25 protein-coding genes are annotated in these 21323 nt (G+C 47.1%); 11 read left to right on the forward strand and 14 right to left on the reverse strand.

Going from position 1 to position 21323, the window contains the following annotated elements:
• Window positions 1–11 precede the first annotated feature (11 nt).
• A complete protein-coding gene (gene radB, locus JW727_02385; GenBank protein ID MBN2094871.1) occupies window positions 12–683 on the reverse strand; it encodes a DNA repair and recombination protein RadB in 672 nt (223 codons plus the stop codon).
• Between the two features lie 101 nt (window positions 684–784).
• On the opposite strand from radB, the gene JW727_02390 reads away from it, so the two are divergent.
• Complete coding sequence (locus tag JW727_02390) at window positions 785–1660, forward strand: hypothetical protein (GenBank protein MBN2094872.1); 876 nt, start codon at window positions 785–787, stop codon at window positions 1658–1660.
• A gap of 19 nt (window positions 1661–1679) precedes the next feature.
• Here the strand turns inward: JW727_02390 and JW727_02395 are convergent, their stop codons facing one another.
• From JW727_02395 to aspS, 4 genes are all read right to left on the reverse strand, one after another.
• On the reverse strand, window positions 1680–2456 hold the full coding sequence (locus tag JW727_02395) for a nucleotidyltransferase family protein (protein ID MBN2094873.1): 777 nt from the start codon (window positions 2454–2456) through the stop codon (window positions 1680–1682).
• A 423-nt stretch (window positions 2457–2879) separates the two neighbouring features.
• Complete coding sequence (locus JW727_02400; GenBank protein ID MBN2094874.1) at window positions 2880–3611, reverse strand: class I SAM-dependent methyltransferase; 732 nt, start codon at window positions 3609–3611, stop codon at window positions 2880–2882.
• Between the two features lie 23 nt (window positions 3612–3634).
• Window positions 3635–4957, reverse strand: a complete 1323-nt coding sequence (locus JW727_02405) for a nucleotidyltransferase domain-containing protein (GenBank protein MBN2094875.1) — start codon at window positions 4955–4957, stop codon at window positions 3635–3637.
• Window positions 4958–5033: 76 nt separating this feature from the next.
• Complete coding sequence (gene aspS, locus JW727_02410; GenBank protein ID MBN2094876.1) at window positions 5034–6314, reverse strand: aspartate--tRNA(Asn) ligase; 1281 nt, start codon at window positions 6312–6314, stop codon at window positions 5034–5036.
• A gap of 159 nt (window positions 6315–6473) precedes the next feature.
• Between aspS and JW727_02415 the strand changes: the two genes are divergently transcribed.
• Genes JW727_02415 through JW727_02425 form a run of 3 tightly spaced genes read left to right on the forward strand, consistent with a single transcriptional unit; the run spans window position 6474 to window position 7790 of the window.
• Window positions 6474–7085 (forward strand): hypothetical protein, encoded by a 612-nt coding sequence (locus tag JW727_02415; GenBank protein MBN2094877.1) that lies wholly within the window; start codon window positions 6474–6476, stop codon window positions 7083–7085.
• 44 nt (window positions 7086–7129) lie between these two features.
• Window positions 7130–7585 carry a 30S ribosomal protein S15 gene (locus JW727_02420; protein ID MBN2094878.1) on the forward strand — a complete coding sequence of 152 codons (456 nt, stop codon included), beginning with the start codon at window positions 7130–7132 and terminating at the stop codon, window positions 7583–7585.
• A gap of 13 nt (window positions 7586–7598) precedes the next feature.
• Window positions 7599–7790 carry a hypothetical protein gene (locus JW727_02425; protein ID MBN2094879.1) on the forward strand — a complete coding sequence of 64 codons (192 nt, stop codon included), beginning with the start codon at window positions 7599–7601 and terminating at the stop codon, window positions 7788–7790.
• A gap of 106 nt (window positions 7791–7896) precedes the next feature.
• Here JW727_02425 and JW727_02430 read toward each other — a convergent pair whose 3' ends face one another.
• Entirely contained in the window at window positions 7897–9168 is a 1272-nt protein-coding gene (locus JW727_02430) for a site-2 protease family protein (protein ID MBN2094880.1), read from the reverse strand.
• 25 nt (window positions 9169–9193) lie between these two features.
• Between JW727_02430 and JW727_02435 the strand changes: the two genes are divergently transcribed.
• A complete protein-coding gene (locus JW727_02435) occupies window positions 9194–9787 on the forward strand; it encodes a metalloprotease (GenBank protein MBN2094881.1) in 594 nt (197 codons plus the stop codon).
• A 30-nt stretch (window positions 9788–9817) separates the two neighbouring features.
• Here JW727_02435 and JW727_02440 read toward each other — a convergent pair whose 3' ends face one another.
• The 7 genes from JW727_02440 to JW727_02470 form a co-directional block, all read right to left on the reverse strand.
• Complete coding sequence (locus JW727_02440) at window positions 9818–10789, reverse strand: flippase-like domain-containing protein (GenBank protein ID MBN2094882.1); 972 nt, start codon at window positions 10787–10789, stop codon at window positions 9818–9820.
• Between the two features lie 34 nt (window positions 10790–10823).
• Window positions 10824–11522 (reverse strand): hypothetical protein, encoded by a 699-nt coding sequence (locus tag JW727_02445; GenBank protein ID MBN2094883.1) that lies wholly within the window; start codon window positions 11520–11522, stop codon window positions 10824–10826.
• A 43-nt stretch (window positions 11523–11565) separates the two neighbouring features.
• Entirely contained in the window at window positions 11566–12321 is a 756-nt protein-coding gene (locus JW727_02450; protein ID MBN2094884.1) for a glycosyltransferase, read from the reverse strand.
• 25 nt (window positions 12322–12346) lie between these two features.
• Complete coding sequence (locus JW727_02455) at window positions 12347–13444, reverse strand: methyltransferase (GenBank protein MBN2094885.1); 1098 nt, start codon at window positions 13442–13444, stop codon at window positions 12347–12349.
• A 13-nt stretch (window positions 13445–13457) separates the two neighbouring features.
• On the reverse strand, window positions 13458–13670 hold the full coding sequence (locus JW727_02460; protein MBN2094886.1) for a helix-turn-helix transcriptional regulator: 213 nt from the start codon (window positions 13668–13670) through the stop codon (window positions 13458–13460).
• 5 nt (window positions 13671–13675) lie between these two features.
• A complete protein-coding gene (locus JW727_02465; GenBank protein ID MBN2094887.1) occupies window positions 13676–14068 on the reverse strand; it encodes a hypothetical protein in 393 nt (130 codons plus the stop codon).
• Window positions 14069–14171: 103 nt separating this feature from the next.
• Window positions 14172–15767, reverse strand: a complete 1596-nt coding sequence (locus JW727_02470) for a S8 family peptidase (GenBank protein ID MBN2094888.1) — start codon at window positions 15765–15767, stop codon at window positions 14172–14174.
• Window positions 15768–15831: 64 nt separating this feature from the next.
• Here JW727_02470 and JW727_02475 point away from each other — a divergent pair, with 64 nt between their 5' ends.
• The gene (locus JW727_02475; protein ID MBN2094889.1) at window positions 15832–17028 is read left to right on the forward strand and encodes a tripartite tricarboxylate transporter permease; all 1197 of its coding nucleotides are present in this window, start codon (window positions 15832–15834) and stop codon (window positions 17026–17028) included.
• A gap of 2 nt (window positions 17029–17030) precedes the next feature.
• On the opposite strand, the gene JW727_02480 is transcribed toward JW727_02475, so the two are convergent.
• The gene (locus tag JW727_02480) at window positions 17031–18176 is read right to left on the reverse strand and encodes a hypothetical protein (protein MBN2094890.1); all 1146 of its coding nucleotides are present in this window, start codon (window positions 18174–18176) and stop codon (window positions 17031–17033) included.
• A gap of 30 nt (window positions 18177–18206) precedes the next feature.
• Between JW727_02480 and JW727_02485 the strand changes: the two genes are divergently transcribed.
• The 5 genes from JW727_02485 to JW727_02505 all read left to right on the forward strand — a co-directional run bounded on the left by JW727_02485 (window position 18207) and on the right by JW727_02505 (window position 21270).
• Window positions 18207–18830 (forward strand): TIGR00296 family protein, encoded by a 624-nt coding sequence (locus tag JW727_02485; protein ID MBN2094891.1) that lies wholly within the window; start codon window positions 18207–18209, stop codon window positions 18828–18830.
• 141 nt (window positions 18831–18971) lie between these two features.
• Window positions 18972–19634, forward strand: a complete 663-nt coding sequence (locus JW727_02490; protein MBN2094892.1) for a cob(I)yrinic acid a,c-diamide adenosyltransferase — start codon at window positions 18972–18974, stop codon at window positions 19632–19634.
• Window positions 19635–19648: 14 nt separating this feature from the next.
• Entirely contained in the window at window positions 19649–20020 is a 372-nt protein-coding gene (locus JW727_02495; GenBank protein MBN2094893.1) for a hypothetical protein, read from the forward strand.
• 91 nt (window positions 20021–20111) lie between these two features.
• Complete coding sequence (locus JW727_02500; GenBank protein MBN2094894.1) at window positions 20112–20675, forward strand: HD domain-containing protein; 564 nt, start codon at window positions 20112–20114, stop codon at window positions 20673–20675.
• Window positions 20676–20709: 34 nt separating this feature from the next.
• Window positions 20710–21270 (forward strand): LemA family protein, encoded by a 561-nt coding sequence (locus JW727_02505; GenBank protein ID MBN2094895.1) that lies wholly within the window; start codon window positions 20710–20712, stop codon window positions 21268–21270.
• Window positions 21271–21323: the final 53 nt, after the last annotated feature.

Below are 21323 nucleotides of genomic sequence, written 5' to 3' on the forward strand. Positions count from 1 at the left end.
TTCTTAAAAACCTAAAATATTTTGAACTTTGCTTTTTCTATTCCCGAAGATGTTATTTCGAACTCCGCTTTTTTCCCTTCAGGCATGCTCCGGTGCTTTCTGATTATTGCGACCCTGCGGTTTTCGTCGGACTTCTTGATTTCCACAAGGCACTTGCTCCAGTATTTTACAACGTCCCTTCCGGAAAGCTCAATTTCGTTTGAGCCGATGCTGTAGACTTGGTTTGTTATTATCACCGGAATGTTCTTTTCCCTTGCAATGTTTGACAGGTGCGCCATCTGCCCTGCAAGTTCGCGGTTGACCGTTGTCACATTTTCTTCGTTTAACACAAGCCGGTAGAGTGAAACAAATGAGTCCACTATGAGAAGGGAAATTTCCGCCTTTTTTAGTTTTTCGATAGCCCTTTTTTGATCGTCGAAACTTGCAGGATTTTCGTAAATTATCTTCTTTAGGTCATCGGGGGTTCCGCCCATCTGGAAAATCCGCTCCGTTGAAAATCCGCTCTCGGTATCTACATAGGCGACACTTCCTCTTTTAATGGCAGAAAGCGCAAAAAGGAGGCACAGGTTTGTTTTTCCAGAGCCGGCAGGCCCGTAGAAGTTGGTTATCACCCCGCTTTCAATTCCGCCTCCCAGAAGGTCGTCTATAACTTTTGACCCGGAAGACATCCTCTCAACATGCATAAAGATTGTTCGATTTTATGAATAAGCTGCCTTATGCGCTGGACCTGCCCTCAAGCTGCCCGTAACCCTTCTTTTTTGCCATATATAGGGCTAAGGTAATTATGGTGGAGATTGTTGAAAGCTTTCTGATGTCCAGGAAAGGGATGTTTGACGGAGGCGAGGACCGGCTAATAACCGGCCCAAACTTTTTTGGAGTTTGTGATGGCGTTCCCGACAAGACGGGGCTTAGCTGGGGAGAAAAGCCCTCTTCAAATGGAGGTGGTGGATTTGCCCTTTCAGACCTCGTAAAGGGGTTTTTCGAGTCGGAGGAGTCTCATGGGATAGCTCCTGAAAAAGCAGTTGACCTGCTCAGCAAAAAGGTGCGTGATGCGGCGGCTAAGTCCGGTGTTGACCTGTCCGTGCCGCACGACCGTGCGGCAGTCGGCTTTATGGCATATAATGCGCAGAAAAGAGAAATCTGGCATGTGGGTGGGGTTTCGTACGGCACGCTGGACTCAAAAGGAGCTTTCAGGCAGCACAGGTTTGATGCGCCTGTCGACCGGCTCATGGGAAAAGTCAGGGCAGCGGTCTCGGATTGGTACATAAAAGAGGGGGGAGACCCTTTTGAAGGCGGCCGGGACCGTGGACGGGAATTCATAGAGCCATTTTTGCGCCGCCAGGTGGAGCTTCAGAATTTGGAGGTAAAATCCGATGAGGTGTGGCTTCCCGGGATTCCGAAAAGAATGGTTTCCTTCCGGGTGATTAACGGCTTTCCGACAAAGATATCTGTTTTTTCTGTTCCGCTCGACATATTGGAGCTCACCTTTGCGACAGACGGGCTTGGGGCAATCCGACCCTCATGGGACCTTACGAGAAAGGCCTGGCTTAAGCACCTGAGGGTAGACCCGCACCACATACACCTTATTAAGGCAACAAAAGGGCTAATGCCAGGAAACAAAAGCTTTGATGATATTGCCTATATCAGAATCCGGCTTTAAGGTGGAAACTGCCAGTTTGTTATTTTTTTCCGGAAAGTATCTTTTCCGCCTCTTCGTGCTCCTTGAATGTGTTTACGGAGTGCCAGACCTGCGAAGGTATCACCATTCCGAAAACCTTGTTTTCGGAGGCAAGCTGAGGCAGTATCCCGTGCTCAAGCTCGGGGCTTTCGGCTGAATTGAGGTCTATGTCCTTTTCGATTCTGCTGAGGACTTCCGGTTCGATTATGTACTGTCCGGTGTTGGTGTACTGCTGGATGAATGGCTTTTCTATGAAGTTTGTAACCCGCATATCTGAGTCAAGCTCTCCGACTCCAAAAGGGTAGTGCGTGCCTGAAGTGAATAATATCGTAACCAGCGCATTTCTTGCCTCGACTATGTGGAGGTGCTGGAGGAGAAGCTTAATTGGAAGCTGCCTGTCCGTGAATATGTCATCGGGGTAATAGATGAGCGCCCTTTTGTTTTTGTCAATCTTTCCGGTTTCAAGCGCGTACTTTATTGCCTTTGCCCTTCCCTTTACAGTCTCCGGCTCCACTGAGTAAGTCGCCTTGATCCCATACTTCGAGCCGTCGCCGATGTGGCTTTCGATGTCCTCGTGGCGGTATCCCAGGAGAAACCTGAAGTCCTTGAAGCCGCATCCCGTAAGAATATCTATCGTGTGGTCAAGGAGCGTTGTGCCGTTTACCTGCAAAAGGGCCTTGGGCTTGTCAATATTTCCCATTCTTTTGGCTTTTCCGCCTGCAAGAATAATTACCTGAGTATTTTGAATTTCCTTTGAAAGCTTATCAAGCTCGTTCATAATTAGTCTAGATATGCATAATAAATAGTCTTTTCGTTTTGGGGTTGCGGAGGTATTCTTTTTGTCTGACAATTCCATTACGCGCTTTGCCAAAGAGATATGAAAAGCGATTAATCTTATTTTGAGTATGTACCTTATGGGCCCGTGGTGTAATGGCAACACGCCGCCTTCGCATCAAGACTTTTCTTGCGAAGAAAAGTCCTGAACGTCAAAAGAAGCAGATTCGTCTGATTCTCAGACGTATAAACGGAATTGGCGGAGACTCTGGGTAAAGACTTTCTTTTAGAAAAAGAAAGTCCTTAACGTCAAAGAAAACTAGACTTCCAGAATCAACTCCCAGCGGGTCCACAACTCTTTTTCGCCTTTGGTAGCATTCATATGATTTACAAAGCATTTCCATTTACTTTAGCTCAGATCGTGGGTCTACAGCTTTCTTGCCTCCAGTATATTGAATTGCCCGGTCGTATCACTCCAGACAAGGGGTCTATATCCCGCATTCTCCCCAAGTTTTCTCAGCTCTTCTTGTGTTCTTGCAGTCAAGTCACATCTTTTGGTGCTGTTGACCGCGTGCCCCAGTTGCCTCATGCGTTGAGCGGCACGCCCCAGAATGGAAGGATTTAGATTGCTTGAGAGGAGTAACCCTCCACTGCAAAGGTGGTCTTTGGCGTCAGACAATAATCTGCCTGTGGATTTGTCATCCATATACTCAATGAGACCCATTATTACGATTGCATCATAGGTTTCAGATTCCTTTAGCTTGGCGAATGCATCTCCCTGGATGAAATTGATTCTTGAGCTCACCCCGTACTCTTCTGCGAGCTTCTTTCCATATTCTATGGCTTTTGGGTCCAGGTCTATGCAGTCCGCACGGACATTGGGATTTCTTATCATCACTTCCATCATGTCTCTTGCAGGTCCCGACGCAATGCTCAGTACATGGTATTCCCTGGAATTTTTTGGCAGGAGGCATTCCTGATTGAGAAGGGCAATGGTAGTGTGGTATCTATTCATGACCCCCTTCCCAAGCGGTATGCGGGATATCACTTTGGGCTGAAGTCCTTGATTTTGGTATATTCTGTCAAGGTGCTCCCAGCCGTTAGGATTTTTAAGTGCCTGATAGATAGGGCTGTCTTCGATAATTCCGCGTATTTCCATAATTATACTCTAGAGGGACACTATTATTTCCGTTTCTTTTTGCTGCTTTTGGCAACTGGCTCTGCTGGAGGGCACTCGCACTCATTCATAATCCTGTCCAGGATGTCTACGAACTTTTTGACATAGCTTCTTGTGAGCTCAACGTCCCGCTCGGTTATCTTTGAAAGGTCCTCTTCAGCGGCTTTCTTCATGCCGACAACCCTGTTGAATGTGTCAAGGTAGCTTTTTGGAAGGTAGTTCTTGTTGACCAGGTGGGTTTTTATTGCGCCGGGCAGGTCTTTAGGGTCCTGAGGAAGCTTGTCCATTTTCTTGAGGGCAAATATTGTCGACTTGATGAGCACTTCATAGTTTCTGTCTATAACCCCTTGCTTCTTTTGGTTTTGAAGGTTGAGGTAGATTTTCTCCATTTCCTTTACATAATTTTCGGCTTTTTTTATCCACCTGTCAACTTCGGCGCCGGTTATGTCTTTTATGTGCTTGTGCTCGACATCTTTTCTGAACTTTATGACGCTTTCAAGCATCTCGAAGTAGGACTTTGGAAGTATCTTCGTGTCCACAAGGTATTCTTTTATTGCTTTTGGAGTATTCTTTGGGTCTGGTACGGGCTTGCCCAGGTACATCAGGATGGCCTGGCTTGAGTTAAGCATTGCCCCATAACAGTCTTCGGTAACCTGGTAAAGTTTTACTCCTTTGGCCCGGTCTATCTTCTGTGGGGCTGAAGCCATCAAAAGCTCTACTGCCTCAAGGGTTGCCGGGATTTTGCCCCTCTCAAGGAGCTTTTTGATTGGTATGAAAAATCCCTCGTCGTAAAGCGCCCAGCCGTCTCTGAGGACGGTGTGGAGGAGCGGGTGAGAAAGCCGAACCATTTCCCAGAACTCTGTAACTGTCCAGGCGGGCTGCACGTGAAGCCGCTCGTCAGTTTTCTTTGCAATATCAAATGCCTCGCGGGTCACCCTATCCTTGAACTCGGGGGTTATCATGACTTTTGTGTCGTCAAGTAGAATCAGAATGTCGAGGTCGCTTTCCTTAGTGAAGTCGTTACGAAGGTAGGAGCCAAACATAAATATGGTTTTTACAAGGTCTTTGTGTTTTCTTAGAAGCTGCTTCTTGAAGCTTTCGGCCTTTTTGAAAACATCTTTTTTTATACTATCCATCTCTTCAGGTGTCAGTGGTTTTGGGGGAACTAGAGATTTCATCTCTTCCGCTTTACTTTCTTTAATACCCGCTTCTTTAAGGAAGGCTTTTTCGTCAGTTTTGCCTTTACCTTTTCTTTCAGGGTTTTCTTTCTTTTTGGAAGAAGGCCCAGCAGCCATTCTTTTAGCCCCTTTTTCTTTTTTTTCTGCCATAACATATAATATATTTCACATTTTATATATTAATAAAAAGTCACTCCTTTGTGGCTACAAATAGCACAGGGGCTGCTTAAGGTGTGAGCCGCTCGGTGTCTCTTGGGAACAGCACCGCTTCCCTTATGTTTTCAAGCCCAAGTAGCTGCATGACCAGCCGCTCGATTCCAAGCCCGAACCCACCGTGGGGCGGCATGCCGTATCTGAAAGACTCTATGTAAGAGCTTAGGGATTCGACAGAAATGTTTTTCTCCTTTGCCTGAGCCAAAAGAACCTCCAGCCGATGCTCTCTCTGCCCTCCGGAGATTATCTCAAGCCCCCTGAAGACAAGGTCGAATGAGTCTGTAAGCGCAGGGTCATTAGCGTTTTTCATCGTGTAAAAAGGCCTTGCAGAGAAGGGGTAATTTTTGATAAAGACAAAGTCTGAGCCGAGCTTTTCAAGGACTTTCGAGCCGATAAGCTTTTCCTCTTCGGCAGTCGGGTCTTCGACAGACCTCCCAATAAGCTCAAAGCACTCCTGAAGTGTAAGGCGCGGGAACGGCTCCTTGTAATTTGGCATGGTGACGCCAAAGGATTCGATTATATCCTTATGATCTTCCTCGAGCTTTTCGAGGGTGTATTTGATTACCGCTTCTGCAGTGTCCATTACCTCCTCGAAGCTTTTGATAAATGACATTTCACAGTCAAGCCCCCAGTACTCTGATATGTGCCTGATTGTGTGGCTCTTTTCGGCCCTGTAAACAGGCCCGATTTCAAAGACTTTTTCAAAGCCGGCTGCCTGCATCATCTGCTTGTAGAGCTGCGGCGACTGGGCAAGGTAGCCCTCCTGGTTATAATAGAGTATTGGGAACATCTCGCTTCCCCCCTCGGCTCCAAGCTTTACGATTTTTGGGGTGTGTATCTCTACAAAGCCCTTTTTATGCAGGAACTTCCGAAAGCGGTTTGTAATTTCTGACTTTATTAGAAAAATTTCCTTGGTTTGGGGGTTTCTAAGGTCAATGTAGCGGTAGTCAAGCCGTTTGCTCATGTTCGTGTCTATTTTGCCTGAAAACTCGATTGGAAGGGGCTCTGCCTTGCTTATGGTTTTTACCTCGCTAAGCTCGATTTCAGAGCCTCCGGGAGCGCTTTTGCTTTCCTTTACAAGCCCCCTTGCCTCGATGACATATTCCCTTGAGAGGTCCTTTATCTGGTCGAAGGCGGGAGTGTCTTTTCGGGCAATTGTCTGGACTTTGCCGCTCCTGTCCCTGATGACCACAAATGTGATCTTTCCAAGAGCCCTTATCGCGTCAACCCAGCCATATACTGTGACCTCTTTTCCCGCGTTTTCTTTGACCTCTCCAGCATATACCCTGTCCATAATTAGAGATGATTAAGCTTTTTAGGAAAGAAGGATTCGCCTTTGCAGGAAGGCGTTTTTTCCATACCTTGGGAATTGGAACGCTTCTTATAAGCTGTTTGAAGGGGCATAATAACTAAACATTTATATCTAGGCAATTTTTTGGAGGCAATTAGTCTTATGTACGACTACCTCATAGATACTCACCTCCATACTCCTGCCTCAGATGGGCATTCGGATTATGCTGAGATACTTCGGGTGGCTTCTTCCAGGGGCTTAAGTGCGTTAGCAGTCACTGACCATGGCACAATGGCTGGCGTTGGGCCTATGCAGGCATTGGCAGGGGACTTTGAAGTGGAGATAGTTCCCGGGATCGAAATAAATTCCGGCCAGATGCATGTAGTCGGTTTAGGGGTGTGCGAACCAGTGCCTAACGGGCTTGGAATTGAGAAAACCTTTCATGAGATTGATGCTCAGGATGGGCTGATAATCATTGCGCACCCTACGAATGGTCGTCAAATATACCTTTCTGAAGTGGCTGGCCTTTTAGACAGTTACTTTGTGGGGGTTGAATGCATGGGGATTCATGGAGGTTACGGAGTGCCCTACAAATTTGGCAATGCATTCAAATTTTGCAAGCAGTATGGTCTTCCAAGAATTGGCTGTACAGATGCCCATAGGGCAAATCACGTAGGGCTTATAGCCACGGTTTGTGGTGGAGAAAGCTTTTCTGATTTTAGGAGGGCTTTTGAGTCGGCGAAAACCGATATTTGGGTAAGCAGATACTCGTGACGGCGGCTAGAGTTCCTTCTTATATTTTTAACATACACTCTTTTATGGCTCGAATGTACGCTAGAAAGAAGGGCAAAAGCGGCTCAAAGAAGCTTTACCGGAACAAAGCCCCCGAATGGCAACCTCTGAGTGAAAAAGAGGTGACCGAAAAGGCGGCTAACCTTAAAAAAGAGGGCAAGAAGCTTGCTGAAATAGGGCTGCTTCTTAGGGACACAGAAGGGATAGCATCTATTCGCCTTGCTACGGGCTTTCGGCTAAAGAAGCTTTTGGAGAAAAACGAGCTTAAGGATGCCTATCCTGAAGACCTTATGAACCTTATGAAAAAGGCGGTAAAGCTCAGAAAGCACCTGTCCACTAACAAGATGGACTACCACAACAAGAGGGCTTTGCAGCTTACAGAATCCAAGGTAAGGCGCCTTGGAAAGTACTACATAAAGAAAAAGCAGCTTCCTGTTGGCTGGAGGTATAAGCCAGAGCAGGCAGAGCTTCTGGTCAGGTAATTGTAATTCCAATATGGATAAACTAAGCAGTATTCTTTGTGGTGTTTCAGGAGAATATTTTGTTGCTGCTGAACTGTCCCGGAGAGGGCATATTGCTTCAATCACCTTGAGAAACACAAAGGGTGTAGATATTCTTTGCTCTAATGCTGAAGCCACCAAGACTGTAGGGATTCAGGTCAAAACCAGCATCATGCCAATTGGCTGAAAAAAACCGATAGGAAGGGAAAAGGCACAATGACAGCCCGATGAGAAAATTCGTTGACCTGGAAGGAAATTATTTAGATCGCTGGGATTTGTTTGGTCTTTAAAGTTTATGCAAAAATTGCTGCCCCGAAGTTTATCAGCAGCAGCCCCAGCACCAGGAGGGTGCTTGCCTTTGCGATGCTGCTGTTTGTAATGGCTTCAAGCACAAGGCCGCCGTCAAGCGGCTTCATCGGAAGCATGTTGAATATGGCGACCCCTATGCATACTGCGATTATGAAGTTTGTCAGGGACAAAAGAAAGTCCAAGACTGGTTTTGCGACCTCGCTTTTCGCCTCGTATGGCCTTACATTCTGAGGGGCTATCAGGGCGACCATCGTGTTTGGCTTGTTGAACTGGATTCCGAGGTATGCAGTTCCGTTTCGGTCGGCAAGAGTGGGAGTGTAAGTCCCGCTGGAAGTTACAATCTCAACAGTTTCTCCCGGGCTGAAGGTTGATAGCGCCTGCCGCACCTCTTCAGGGTTGTTTGTCTCAAAGCCGCCTATACTCTTTATGACGCCCGAAAGGTTGTTTCTTGCTGCGGGGAGGTCTTCGTATGCCGCAATAAGGGTTTCATTTTCCTGCGCGCTCAGCAGGGCGGGAGTCAGAAGGTAAATTTCGTTTTGTGTCCTAAGCTCAACAAGCCCGTTTTCCAGGGTTTGGTTTGAAACAACCTCACTTGTGTTCAGCATGGTCCAGGGCAGGCTGTAAGTTATTCCGGCAGGTGCGTAAAATCCGGCGAGAAGCATGTGCGTGAATAGAACTAGCACCAATCCCACAACGAGGTTTGAAAAGCTTCCTGCGCAGTAGACCTGGAGCTTTTCTTTCTTGCCCGCTTTCTTAAGCTCCTCCTCGTCCGGCTCTACGAATGCGCCGGGTATTATGAGAAGGGATATCAGCCCAAGGGATTTTATTTTCAGCTTGTTTGCTGCCAAGGCAAGGCCGTGAGAAAGCTCGTGGGGTATAAGAAGAAACGGTATTGCAAGCACCCAAAGCCAGGCGGGTACTTTTAGAAGGCCAGACTCATAGGATATCTCTGAGGTGGGGTATGGGATTACCAGCCCGAAAGCGGGAGTGGATTTTCCTGATATAAGGTCAATGGTGGTTCCCGATATATAGGCAAGGCCGAGTATCATAATCAGCACTCCTACGAGTATTCCCAGGCTGAAATACGCTTTCCAGAAGGTTTTGTGGTCTTTGCCAATCTTGTAGATGCTGCTTCTTAGCTTTGTGGTCTTGTAGAGGGCGAGCACGCCCTGGAACTCTATCTCCTTTCTTTTCAGGTAGAGCACGGCCAACATGAAAGCGATAAATATCACGAAACTTGCAGTACCTACATCCATATTTAATGAACGTTTTAAGTTACTTATGAAGCATAAGGAGATTAAGGATATACTCATTTCCTGGGTGGCGCTTAGCATTGCATTTATGCTTCTTTTCAATGGAATCACCCTGTTTACTCTTGGAAACCTGGCCGGTATTTCGTTAAATGTCCTCTTAACCTTTCTTTTTCTGGTGGCAGTATCTTTTCTCTCGCATGAGTTTGGGCATCGCCAGGTCGCAAGGAGATATGGCTTTCAGGCAAATTATGAAATGTGGCCCGTGGGGGTAATTTTGGCCGTATTTTCGTCGCTCTTTGGCTTTCTCATTGCCGCGCCCGGGGCGGTGGTTATCCGGCACGGAGGCGCTTTTCTTGCAAGCAGGAAGAAGCTTAACGACATCTCGCTTAAGATATCTATCTCGGGGATAGCCGTTAACCTTGCCCTGGGAATTCTTTTCGCTGTTGCAAGCTTTTTTGCATTTCCGGACATGTTCCGGCTGGCGGCAAGCATCAATTTCTGGCTTGCTTTCTTCAACCTTCTGCCTATAGCCCCCCTTGATGGGTCAAAGGTACTTTACTATAGCAAAAAGGTCTGGGCAATCTTCTTTGCCCTTTCAATCATACTTTTCTTTTTGGTGTAGTCTCCGGGCTTTTGGAAATGGGGAAGGAGACTAGAGCTCGCAGCGCACGCCATGCCTTTTAAGCCGTGACATTACTGCCCCTCCGATGAACAGCGGAATCCAGTAACTTACCACTCGGCTCAGGAGAATTATTGAAGCTGCAAGCGCGGCAGGCATCTGCAGGACGGCAAGGACTGAAATGGAGCCAATTTCTACAAGCCCGACGCTGCCGGGAAGCCAGGGCAGTCCGGAAAGGAAGGCCTCCAGGATCCATAGAGTAAGGACTATTCCAAGCCCAACGTTCAGCCCAAGCGCAAGAAATATCAAGCTCAGCCGCGCAAACTCAAGCAAACGGCAAAAGAAGGATATTGCAAGCGTTCCATAGAACAGAGGGACATTGCTAAAGAAGGTGTTTATGCTGCAGTTGAGCTGCTTTGAGGCAAGCTTTGCATTAATGGTAGTAAACCTAAGGATTACGCTTTTTATGAACCTCTCAAGACGCTTTTGGGACATTAATACCTTGAAGGAGCCAAGGAAAAAGAGGACGAACAGGCCGAACATCAGTATCCCCAGATAAGTGTAGTTGGGTGGCAGGTGGTTTGTTATGGTGAGGTAAGCAAGTATCAGGATGAATGTCGAATAGAAAGAGAAGGTTTCTGTGGCTATTTCACCAATTACCGAGGCGCAGGACATCATGGAAGGAAGGTTCGCCCTTGAGAGATAATGTACCTTGAGGGGGATTCCGCCGACCTTTACGACAGGGGTCATGAGGTTTGCGGTATTGCTTGCAACATGGATTTTTGTGGCATTCCAAAGACCGAGCTGGTATTTCTGGGCATCCAGAATCATCTTCAGACGTATCGAGTGGAGAAGCATTATGGTTAGGGTAAGATAGATTGCCCAGGAGAGGTAATTCAGGTTCATCTGGGCCAGGGTATTGAGAACTGTTTCTGTGCCTATGAAGTATATGGAGAGGAGCACCAGAACAATGCCGCTAATAAGCCCGGCGATTGGCTTCATCATAACTATTAAGCCCTCTTCACTTTAGGTATCTTGTTCAGGCCAGCTTTTTCTGCTCGCTTGCCGCTTTTGCCTTATGTTTTTCCCCGCTTTTGGCTTTCTTTTCTTCTTCTGCCAGGGCTGTGACAGGGGCAGGCGCATCAAGCGCCTCTGCGGCTGGCTCAGAATCCACCACAATATCTTCTTTTGGCTCTTCTGCACCCAGAACTTCCTCATTTTCCGGCTCTTCTGAAGCAGGTAATCTTGACTCTGCTTTGGCGGGGGTTTTTTCTATTGTGGCTTCAGATGTAGTCTGTTCGGCTGTAGATATCGTTGGCTGCGCGCTTTCTGGGGAGGCAGGGTGTCGCCTGAGCTTTCTAAGCTCAAGCTTTCTAAGGACTTCAAAATTTGGGTCTTCCACCTTTGCAACTATCTCCGGCTGAAGGTACCTTTCCCCATTGTACTCCCTTATCTTTGCAATCACATCTACGGTGTCTCCCTTTTCAATCGCTTCTATCACTCTCAGATCCTGGAATGCCTTTAGCCTTATGGTGTCGACTCCGTCATCCAGTGTGAGCGTGCCGTAATTTCCATCCTCGGAGAGAAACTTGTCAATAACTGTTGCCATTACTCGCACTCTTGAGAGCCGCTCGCCGTCCACTTCGATATAATTCGGGTTGAACCCTTCCTGTATCGTATATTGTCCACTATACAAGGTCTTTATGTCCGACTTTCTGGCAACAAGTCTTTCCTGCATAATTCATCTATCTTCTATCTTTTAGAATGATTTTGGAAGGTTTTTACTTGGCTTTTTTTGTTTTTGGGGTGCTTTTTGGCTTTTCGTCTGACCGGCAGTACTTTTTATACTTGAGGTGCTTGTACTTTTCTGGGTCTTTTATATTCTTTTTCTGTACGATGAGCAGTTCAATGTAGTAGCGAAGCGCGCCGAAAAGCCCGAAATTCTCGAGCCGCCTCGGGGAGGTTACGACTTTTCTTTTCGCAAGAAATATGGTTTTTCCGTATTTTTTGAGGTCTTCACCCATTTTTATGTCCTCAAGCTCTATGTCCTTAAAGCCGCCGACTTTGTCGAACAGCTTTTTTGGCATCCCTATATTGAAGCCCATCAGGTAGGAGTGCCCCCAGAGGTTTTTTAGCACATAATAGCCGTTTGCAACCGGGCAGGCAAGGTGTATTTTCGGGCTGGTCTCGGAGAACCTAAATCCGGTAGACACCCCCACAAAGCCCTTTTCGAGATGCTTGTAGACGAGTGAGAGGTAGTCCTTGTCGATGACAGTGTCTGCGTCGATGAAAATGAGGTATTTTCCTTTGGCAAACCTTGCGCCAAGATTTCTGCCGTACCAGATCCCTTTTTTGTTTGTCACGACGACTCTGTCTGCGTACCTGCGCGCTATTTCGGTTGTCCGGTCAGTGCTTTTCCAGTCGGAAACAATTATCTCGTACTTTTCCCTTGGAAATGTCTGGTCGGAAATTGATTCCAGGCAAGCCCTTACCTGTGTTTCCTCGTTTGAAGTAGGGACTATGACCGAGATTTCCATAATTTATGTGCAATTAATAATAGATTTAGCGCAGGGCATTTACGAGGTCGCCAAAGCTCTTTTTGGTCTTTATGCCTGTTCCCAGGAAGTGCGTTCTTACGCCGCCAAGCTTTTTTAGGAGCTCTTCGGTTGGAGGAATCTGCCGCCCGTTAAGCTCCGCAATCCTGTGGACGTCGCAGTATGGAGGAAAGCCCTGCTCGCTTTTGACTGTTCCTATAAACTGCTTGTGTTTTTCATTTATTTTGGGAGAAGGTGTTTTTTCAGTTTTGTCCTGGGCTTTTTGCGATTCCAGAACTTGCTCGCAAAAGCTCTTTGACGAAAAGTCCCCGATGTAGACGGGCTCGACAATGGCCATTTTGCTGCTGCACCTCCTGCAGTTTTCCTGTATTCCGTAATCTCTGTAGCCGCATTTACGGCAGTAGGACAAATGGCTGAAGCTTTCGAGAAGCTTGTCTGCTTTTTGGGCGCCACGAGCCACCTGCCCGAAAATTCTAAAGTAATGGCGGCGCGAGTAGGAGAAAATGGGATGGTAAGCAAGCTCTTCTTTTGAAAAATACCTCATCGCCGCTGAAATCAGGATTCGAAGCCCCAGCTCCTTTGAAAAGTCGCACCTCATGCTTTTGACCCCGTATTTCCTCAAGGACGCATTTGGAGACGTTCCACAGAGGGCGGCTGTGTCGGTTGCAGTTATTGCGACCACTCCGTTGTTTCTTATGGACTTAGAGGCGGCGTCAAGAAAGTAAATGGGGGAGCCGAAGGGGTCAATGTCGATGAAGTCGAAAAATTCTGAGTGCAGGATTTTAAGCAGCCCCGTGTTTTCGGTTCTTACAGAAAGAACGTTTTCCTTTGCGTTCTTTTCCGCCAGTTTTACTGCCGTTGGGTTTAGGTCATTTAGGACAACTTCGGAATCAGGGAGAATTGACTTGTACCGGAGGCCCCGCACGCCGCTTGCGCACATAGTGTCAATTACCTTCTTTGGCTTCAGAACAGAAATTATTGCTTCAGACAAGTCCCTGTCAAACTTCATCTCCGGGTTATAGAATGTGCTCATCTTTTTGGTAAGCTCCTCGCCTTCCGGGACGAGTAGTTTTATGTTTCCTTCAGTTATTTTTTGGGTTTTCATAAAAGTTAGACTCCTATTTTGATAAATCCGATTTCTCAAAAACAAAAACCTCCTCAATGCTTTCTGCCTCCAGCGCCTTTGCAACTTTCTTGGCTAAAAGGAGGGAGGGGTTGTATTTGCCCTTCTCCAAAAACAAAATGGTCTCTCTCCTGACACCGACTTTCTCCGCCAGCTCTTCCTGAGTTATACTAAGTCGCGCCCGAAGCTCCTTGATTTTTGTCTTCATCTTACTTATTGCACATCTCCTTTCCTTGAGAGTATCCAGCCGATGATTATCTGGGTTATGGCAATAGTGAATAGCAGGATTCCAAGGACTGCGCCGACTGTGAGGTCAGCAAGCTTCAGGTAGTCCACCCAGAAAAGGATTGCTATGGCGATGTAGGTCAGCCACCAGGAGTATGCCGCAGAATATGCCCAGATTTTTCTTGTCCTCTCGTCTCCCTTGTATGCATCACCATATTTCATTTTTCGGATGCCCACCACTATGAATATCGCGCCCATTGCGGTTATTATGGACACTAATATATTTGGGATTCCCTGCCAGAATAGCCCCAGGGCAATTCCGCCAAGAAGGAGTATTGGCCCGAGGATTAGCCGCCAGTTGTATCTGCTTTTCGCTTCCATATATTAGTATGTTAAGTATTTATAACTTAATGTTAGAATTAGATAACCTTTATTTGCCAAAGGCATAAACCTGTTCGAAAATTTTGAAAAATCAAAAATTAGCTTATTTGCAGTCCCAAGGGCAGGTGGCTATGGTTTCTTTCTTGTTGCAGGATCCATCGCAGTTACAGAATGCTCCTCGAGGTACGCATACGCTTGCTGTGCAATCGGAGTCTGTTTCTGAAGAGCATCCTGCAGGGCAACATCCGTCACCGCTTATGCACTGTGTAATTGAAGTATAGGTGCAGGTCGCACCGCATGTGAATGGGTTTGAGCAGGCGTCAACTGTGCAGGCATTGTTATCGTTGCAGTTGATATCTTCCGAACACTCCTGTGCCGTGCAGATTCCTGAGCAGCAAAGCCCGATTGAGCAGGTTGTTCCCTCTTCAACTGGCGGGAATTCACATTTTCCAGTTAGGATGTTGCAAGTGTTGGTAGTGCATTCGTTTCCGTCATTGCACTCACTGTCGAGAGTGCATGGGGTATTTGAAGGTATTGCGTTTACTGCTCCAAGGGCGTCAACTCTGCCCCATCCGTAGTATTTGTCCCAGCCAGTTGAGCCAAGGTCTACTGCTGTGGTGTAGAGCGCGTCCTTTATCTCTGAATCTGTTGCTTCAGTGTTTTTCTGCTTCATCATTGCGACTACTGCCGCTACATGAGGTGTTGCCATAGAGGTTCCGGAGGCAATAGCGTAGCCGCCATCCAGGTAAGTCGAGTAGATGCTGACTCCAGGAGCCATTATGTCCAGGGCAAGCCCTCTTCCTGAAAAGGAGGCCCTTATGTCATTTTTGTCAACTGCTCCAACTGCAATCGCGCCGCTTGCGCATCCAGGGATTGAAACATATCTGGCGTTATTCCCTGCAGCAACAACGACCGTTACGCCGTTTTCTGCTGCCCAGTTTACTTTTTGCGCCAAGTAGTCATAGTCGCAGTTTTCGGAAGTTGTTCCTCCTCCACCAAGACTCATGCTAATTATGTCTGCTTTTCCTCCGTCAACAACATCTTGGATTGCCAGAGCAATGTCTGAGGTGTATCCAGAGCCGCTTGCGTCAAGGACTTTTCCTGCCCAGATTTTAGTGTCTGGCGCTGCTCCGGTTGCTTCAGGCCTTTCTCCTGTTGCGGTGATTATTCCTGAGCAGTGGGTTCCATGGCCATTGTCGTCAAGTGGGTCCTCGTCTTCGTTTACGTAATCATATCCGCCAACATAGTGGTTTGAAAGTTCCACGTGATTGTAATCGATTCCGGTATCCAAAACCGCTACGGTGACTTCTGATCCCGTGTATCCCAATGCCCAGACGTCATCTGCGTTTATCTGCAGGCCGGCGATAATATCCATTGCGTATACTTTTTTGTCTTCAATCGCGCCGGTTATAGATGTTCCTTTGGGGCATTCTATTGCAAGGGCATCGCTAAGCTCGTGCACAATCGTGCAGCCAGCTGCCTTTATCTTTGCCTTGTCAGTTGAATATCCTTCCGGGACAATCAACCTTTCTTCGATAGCTGGTGACTTGTCTATTGCATTCTGAGGCACTTCTATTTCAGTTCCTGAAGGAATTACTTCTGCAGGAATCCTGTCCATAGAAGCCGCGATTGCAAGTCCGCTGATCATCACTAGTGCCACTAGGGCTGCTGCTAAACCAAATGAATTTTTTGCTTTCATTAATTGACTTACTTTCCTATACTTTAAGCATCACTTTTTGAGTAAAATATGCATATTAATATATATGTTCCTTGAGTTGCTACTTTATCTGCTTCTAGGGGCTTTTCTTGGAACTCTTGCCGGCCTTGTGCCGGGCCTGCACCCAAATACCATTTCTTTCCTGATTCTTGCAGCTTCCCCTTTCCTTGGGCTTGACATCTTCTTTCTGGTGGCGCTTGTTGTGGGCTGCGAGATGACAAATGCTTTTGTCAATTTCATACCTGCAATCCTCTTTTCCGCTCCTGAGGAAAGCACTGCGATGGCGACAATGCCCGGGCAAAAGCTTCTCCTGGCGGGCAGGGCGTATGAAGCAATTCTTTTGTCCGTTTATGGGGGGATTTTCGCAGCCATGTTCATACTCATCCTTTTTCCATGCTTTGTAATTTTCATACCGAGGGCTTACTATGTCCTTAAGCCCGCCATAGTGTTTCTTCTTCTCGTGACCATTATCCACCTTTTCTGGACAAGCCGCAGGAAACTTCTTCCCTCTGTCCTTGTATTTGGCTTTTCTGGCATTTATGGGCTTCTCATATTCCAGCTCCCGATTTCGTCAAGCCAGGTTCTCTTTCCGACATTTTGCGGGCTTTTTGGCCTTTCTGCTCTTGCGCTCTCATCTGCTTCGGGAGGCATACCAAGCCAGGAGATGGATGCCGATTTTTCTGACTCTTCCAGGCGGAAGAGCTCGCTCATGTCTGTTTTGTGTGGGCTCCTTGCAGGAAACCTCCCTGGGGTGGGGACAAGCGAAGTGACTGTAATGTCACAGGAAGTTTCCGGGACAAGCAGCCCAAAAGATTTTATGATAACTGTCGGGGGAATTGCCTCAGCCAGCTCGATTTTTTCGATAATTGCCCTCTGGACTCTTGGAAACCCCAGAAGCGGCTCTAGTGTTGCCATTCAGGCGCTTCAGTTTGAGTACACGGTTTGGACAATGCTCCTTGTGCTGTTTATGATTGTGCTTAGCGCAGGGCTTGGGGCGCTACTTACTTTGATTATGTCGAGAATTTTCATAAGGAACTCGAGCCGCATAAATTTCTCCAAGCTGTCAAAGATTATCTTTGTGTTTTTGCTGGCCCTTGTTGTTATGACTACGGGCTTACTCGGAATACTTGTCGCTGCGACCGGATTTTCGATAGGTGTTTATTGCATAACCGCTGATGCAAGGCGGAGCCTGATGATGGTAGTTTTGATAGTGCCCACGCTTTTGTTCTTTTTGGGGATTTAACATTAAATCAGCGGCGACAAAGTTGTCCAGAAAGCCCACATGGAAAAGGCAAGGAAAACAAGCATCATCATCCCTGTCAGGTAGCTTGGAATCCTGAGCTCGTACTCGGGCTTTCTGTCCCCCCCAAGCTGCCTTGCTTTGTAGAACGTGTAGATTACGATGAGGTAATATGGTCCGGTGAAAAGGACGCCGGTGTACGCGATTAGGGTTGCAAAGTCAAGAGAGGGCAGGATAATGTTCGAAGCAAACAGGGCTATAAGAGGGACAAAGCAGGCAAGAGCCCAGGAGAGTTTCCTGTTTATTTTGAGGTCTTTTGAATATGTTTCGGCAACTGCGTTTGAAAATGAGATAAAGCCCGTGGACATGGCAAGAAGCGCAAAAATTCCCCCCAGTAGGTAAAATGCCCGTCCGTACTCTGCAAGCCCCATTGTCGCGACTTCTCCTACATTTGTTCCAAGCGCCCCGATGGAGGCAAAGCAGAAGAGCGCGTAGAGGAGAATGGGAATGGAGATTCCAATAATTATGCTTTTTTTGAGGCCCTTTTTTTCTCTTGACAAAATTTCGTTCATCTGAGGGATTGCAGGAAGCCCCTCGAGCGCGAATACAAGGACCCCTATGGGTAAGAGAATGTTGGCAATGCTTCCTGTAGTTACGTTCGAGGGGTTGTAGAAGAAAAGCGCGCCTGCTGACATGGCCAGAAGGCAGAGCACCAGAAGCCCTGTAAGAAACCCCTCAGATTCCTCGACGCCTTTTATGCCGTAGTAGGTTACAAAAGTAACTGGCACGAAAAATATGAGCTTTGCAAGGAATGGGCTAAGCCCGAAAAACTGGTTTATGACCAGGGCTGAGCCGTGAATATATGCAATAAGCCCGCCGTATATTCCAAGTATCGAAAAAATGACTGCCATCTGGCTTGCCCTTTTCCCTGCGTATTTTCTGGCAAGCCCTGGTAGCTGGTGGACCCCTCTTGTCCTGAGAACAACCTCCCCGAACATGAGGGCTGCGAGGGCTATTAATGCCCCCACTCCAAATATGATTGCAGTTCCGTAAATGAGCCCTGTTTCTGCTATGACGGAAGGAAGCGCAAGCACTCCGGCTCCGATAATAGTACCTGCAAAAAGAAACGCCGCCTTAAGCACTTGACCCATAAAAGATATACTAATTCGGGTTATCTACTTATGGCTATTTCCGTTAAGGGCGGAGAATTTCTCGTAAAGCTTTCAAGGGACTCGATAAAATACTATCTTCAAAATCTTGTCCCTATGCCTCCTCCAAAAATGTTTCCCATAGAGCTTAAGGCAAAACAGGGCGCTTTTTGCACACTTCTAACTTACCCTTCGGAGAAACTCCGGGGATGCATCGGAGTGATTGTCCCCGAAAAAAACCTTGTCGAGACTATTACAGGGGTGAGCTGCTCTGCAACGCAGGACCCAAGGTTTTTTCCTATGCAGGAGTTTGAGCTTGACGAGACTATAATTGAAGTTACCGTTTTGAGCCCCATGGAAAAGATAACTGTCTTCGAGCCGAGGGACTACCTTAAGGAGGTCAGCATTGGAAAGGACGGGCTTTTTATCCGATCGGGCTTTCATTCGGGGGTTTTCCTGCCGCAGGTTCCTGTCGAGCAGGGCTGGGACGTAAAGACTTACCTTTGTGAGCTTTGCCACAAGGCAGGCCTTGACAGGGATGCCTGGATTGTAAGCCCCGTCCAGATTTACCGGTTTCAGGCGCAGATTTTTGCCGAAACCGATCCAGAGGGCAGCGTTTACGAAAAGAAGCTGGAAACAATGGGTGAAGACGAGTAGGAGGCATTTGTGGGGGCGCATATTTGGTTTTTGGAAGCACTGGCGGCAAATGGGATGCTATTTTGACTAAAATTATCTATGGGGACATAGTTACTTTGGTCAAACAAAGCGGCTATTATATCTTATCTCTATCTTGATTTTATGTCCGGGAAAGTTTTGGTCTATACCGGTGACGGTGAAGGCAAGACTACTGCTGCCTTGGGCCACGCTATAAGGTTTGCTGGCTATGGAAACAAGGTTGCGATAATTCATTTCATGAAGGGTAGAAAGACAGGGGAATACCGCTTTCTGGAGCCAAGCTCTTTGGTGGACGTATTTCTTTACGGGCCGCCTTATTTTCTTTCGACAACCCAGTCAGTCCTGAGCGGCTGGATTGAGGGAAACCCTGATGTGCAGTTTGTGACTTCCGCAAACATTGCCCCGAGCGCGGGCGCAAAGAAGGGGGGGCGGAAAAACGGCAAAAAGGTTGCAGCAGACAAGCTTGCCTCTGACCTCAAGTCCTGCTCGTTTGATGCCCACCTCAAGAAGGCAAAAAAAGGCCTGGAGTTTGCGCTCAAAGTCATGGAAGAGAAAAAGTACAAGCTCGTGGTTCTCGATGAGATTCTTTATGCAATAAAGTTCAAGCTTCTAAAAGAAAGCGATGTCGTTTCGCTCCTGTCAAAGAGAAACGGCACTAATGTGATACTTACCGGGAGGGGAGCTTCGGAGAGAATAATTCAGCTGGCCGACCTTGTCACAAACCTGGGCGAGGAGAAGCATTATTTCAGCACTGAGAAAAAGGCGCTTATTGGCCTGGATTTCTGATAGGTTATCTTAAAATGCAAAAAGCAAAATCTGCCAAAAAAATAAATTCAGCGAAATTCAAGACAGACTTTTCAAAGTACCTCGAGCACACGGAGAAAAAATACAATGAGCAGGTCACAGTTCTTCTCAGGGCGATAGACAAGGCGGAAAAGGAAGGCGACACGGAGAAGCTGAAGGTCTCTAAAGGCATTTCTGAATCCTGGATTGCGTACTTTGATGTAGTGAAGGGTGTCCTGAAAAAGAGCGCAAAGAAGGACAAGGCGGGTCTTAAGATAGCCGCAAAGTTTCTTGATGACCAGATAAAGTTCTTCAAGCTGCTTTCAAAGGAACTCGACAAAAAAATCAAGGAAGGAAAAGCAAATAAAATCCGAAAGTCGCTTGAGTAAACAGCTAAATTTCATTTTTTGTTTTGAAATTCGTTTTTGTTGTCCTGGCTTGCCGAATCTGTCTGTTTCAGTATTTTTTCAAACCCTTATTATGGCTGAAGATGCGCATATTCTGGACCTGATGTTTGAGTTGGGCCAGCTAAAGAGAATAAGTCGGAGCGGATGGCGGCTTGCAGGGATAGATTGTCCGGAAAGCGTTGCTGACCATAATTCGAGGACCATACAAATAGGATACCTTCTTGCGCTGATGGAGGGCTATGAAGACCCGGGAGAAGTTTGCGCAATTCTTGCTTTTCACGAGATTGCGGAGTGCAGGATTTGCGATATAGACAAGGTCGCAAACCGCTATGTGGATTACGATGAGGAGGAGATTCTGGAGGACCAGGTAAGGCCACTTGGGGACATGGGAAAGGAGATTGTTGCGCTTACAAGAAAAATTCTTCGAAAGGATTGCAGGGCGGGAATAATTGCAAAGGATGCGGACTTTTTGGAAACTGCGCTTACCGCAAAGGAATATCTTGAAAAGGGCTATGATACAAAGCCCTGGATAAAGAACTCGCTTGGCCGGCTTCAGACCCGCTCGGCCATTCGGCTCGGGCAGGCGCTGCCGGAAGTTTCATCGACCGACTGGTGGCAGGGCTTAAAGAAGCTTTGAAACTCCATCGCTTCCCTAGTAATCTATATAAGCTATGATTATGGACGCGATAATCTTGATACCACTGGCGATTCTTGGGCTTGTGCTGCTGATTGGCATCTATTATTTCAACCGGATAATCGGGCTTGAAAACACAATTGACAACGCATGGGCACAGATTGACGTGCAGCTTAAGAGGCGGGCTGAGCTTATTCCAAACCTCATGGAAACGGTCAAGGGCTACATGAAGCACGAGCGGGAGGTCCTTGAGAATGTGACAAAGGCAAGGTCTGCGCTTATGACTGCAAAAACTCCAAAGGCCCAGATGGAGGCAGACGGGATGCTTACTGGCGCTCTGAAATCGCTTTTTGCGGTTGCAGAAAACTACCCTAAACTTCAGGCCAGCCAGAACTTCCTTCAGCTTCAGGACGAGCTTACCAGCACCGAGAACAAGATTGCCTTTTCCAGGCAGCACTTCAATGATACGGTCCTTGTCTTCAACAACATGGTCGAGACAATCCCCGGCAACATTTTTGCCGCCCTGATGAAAAAGAAGGAAAAGGAGATGCTGAAGATTGAGGAAGCTGAAAGAAAGGCGCCAAAAGTCAAATTTTAGTGTTTTTGTTTGTTTCTGTTTTTTGATTTACAAGCCCCTCCTATTTTGTAAAT

Source organism: Candidatus Aenigmatarchaeota archaeon (assembly GCA_016932615.1).
Taxonomy (GTDB): Archaea; Aenigmatarchaeota; Aenigmatarchaeia; order QMZS01; family QMZS01; genus JAFGCN01.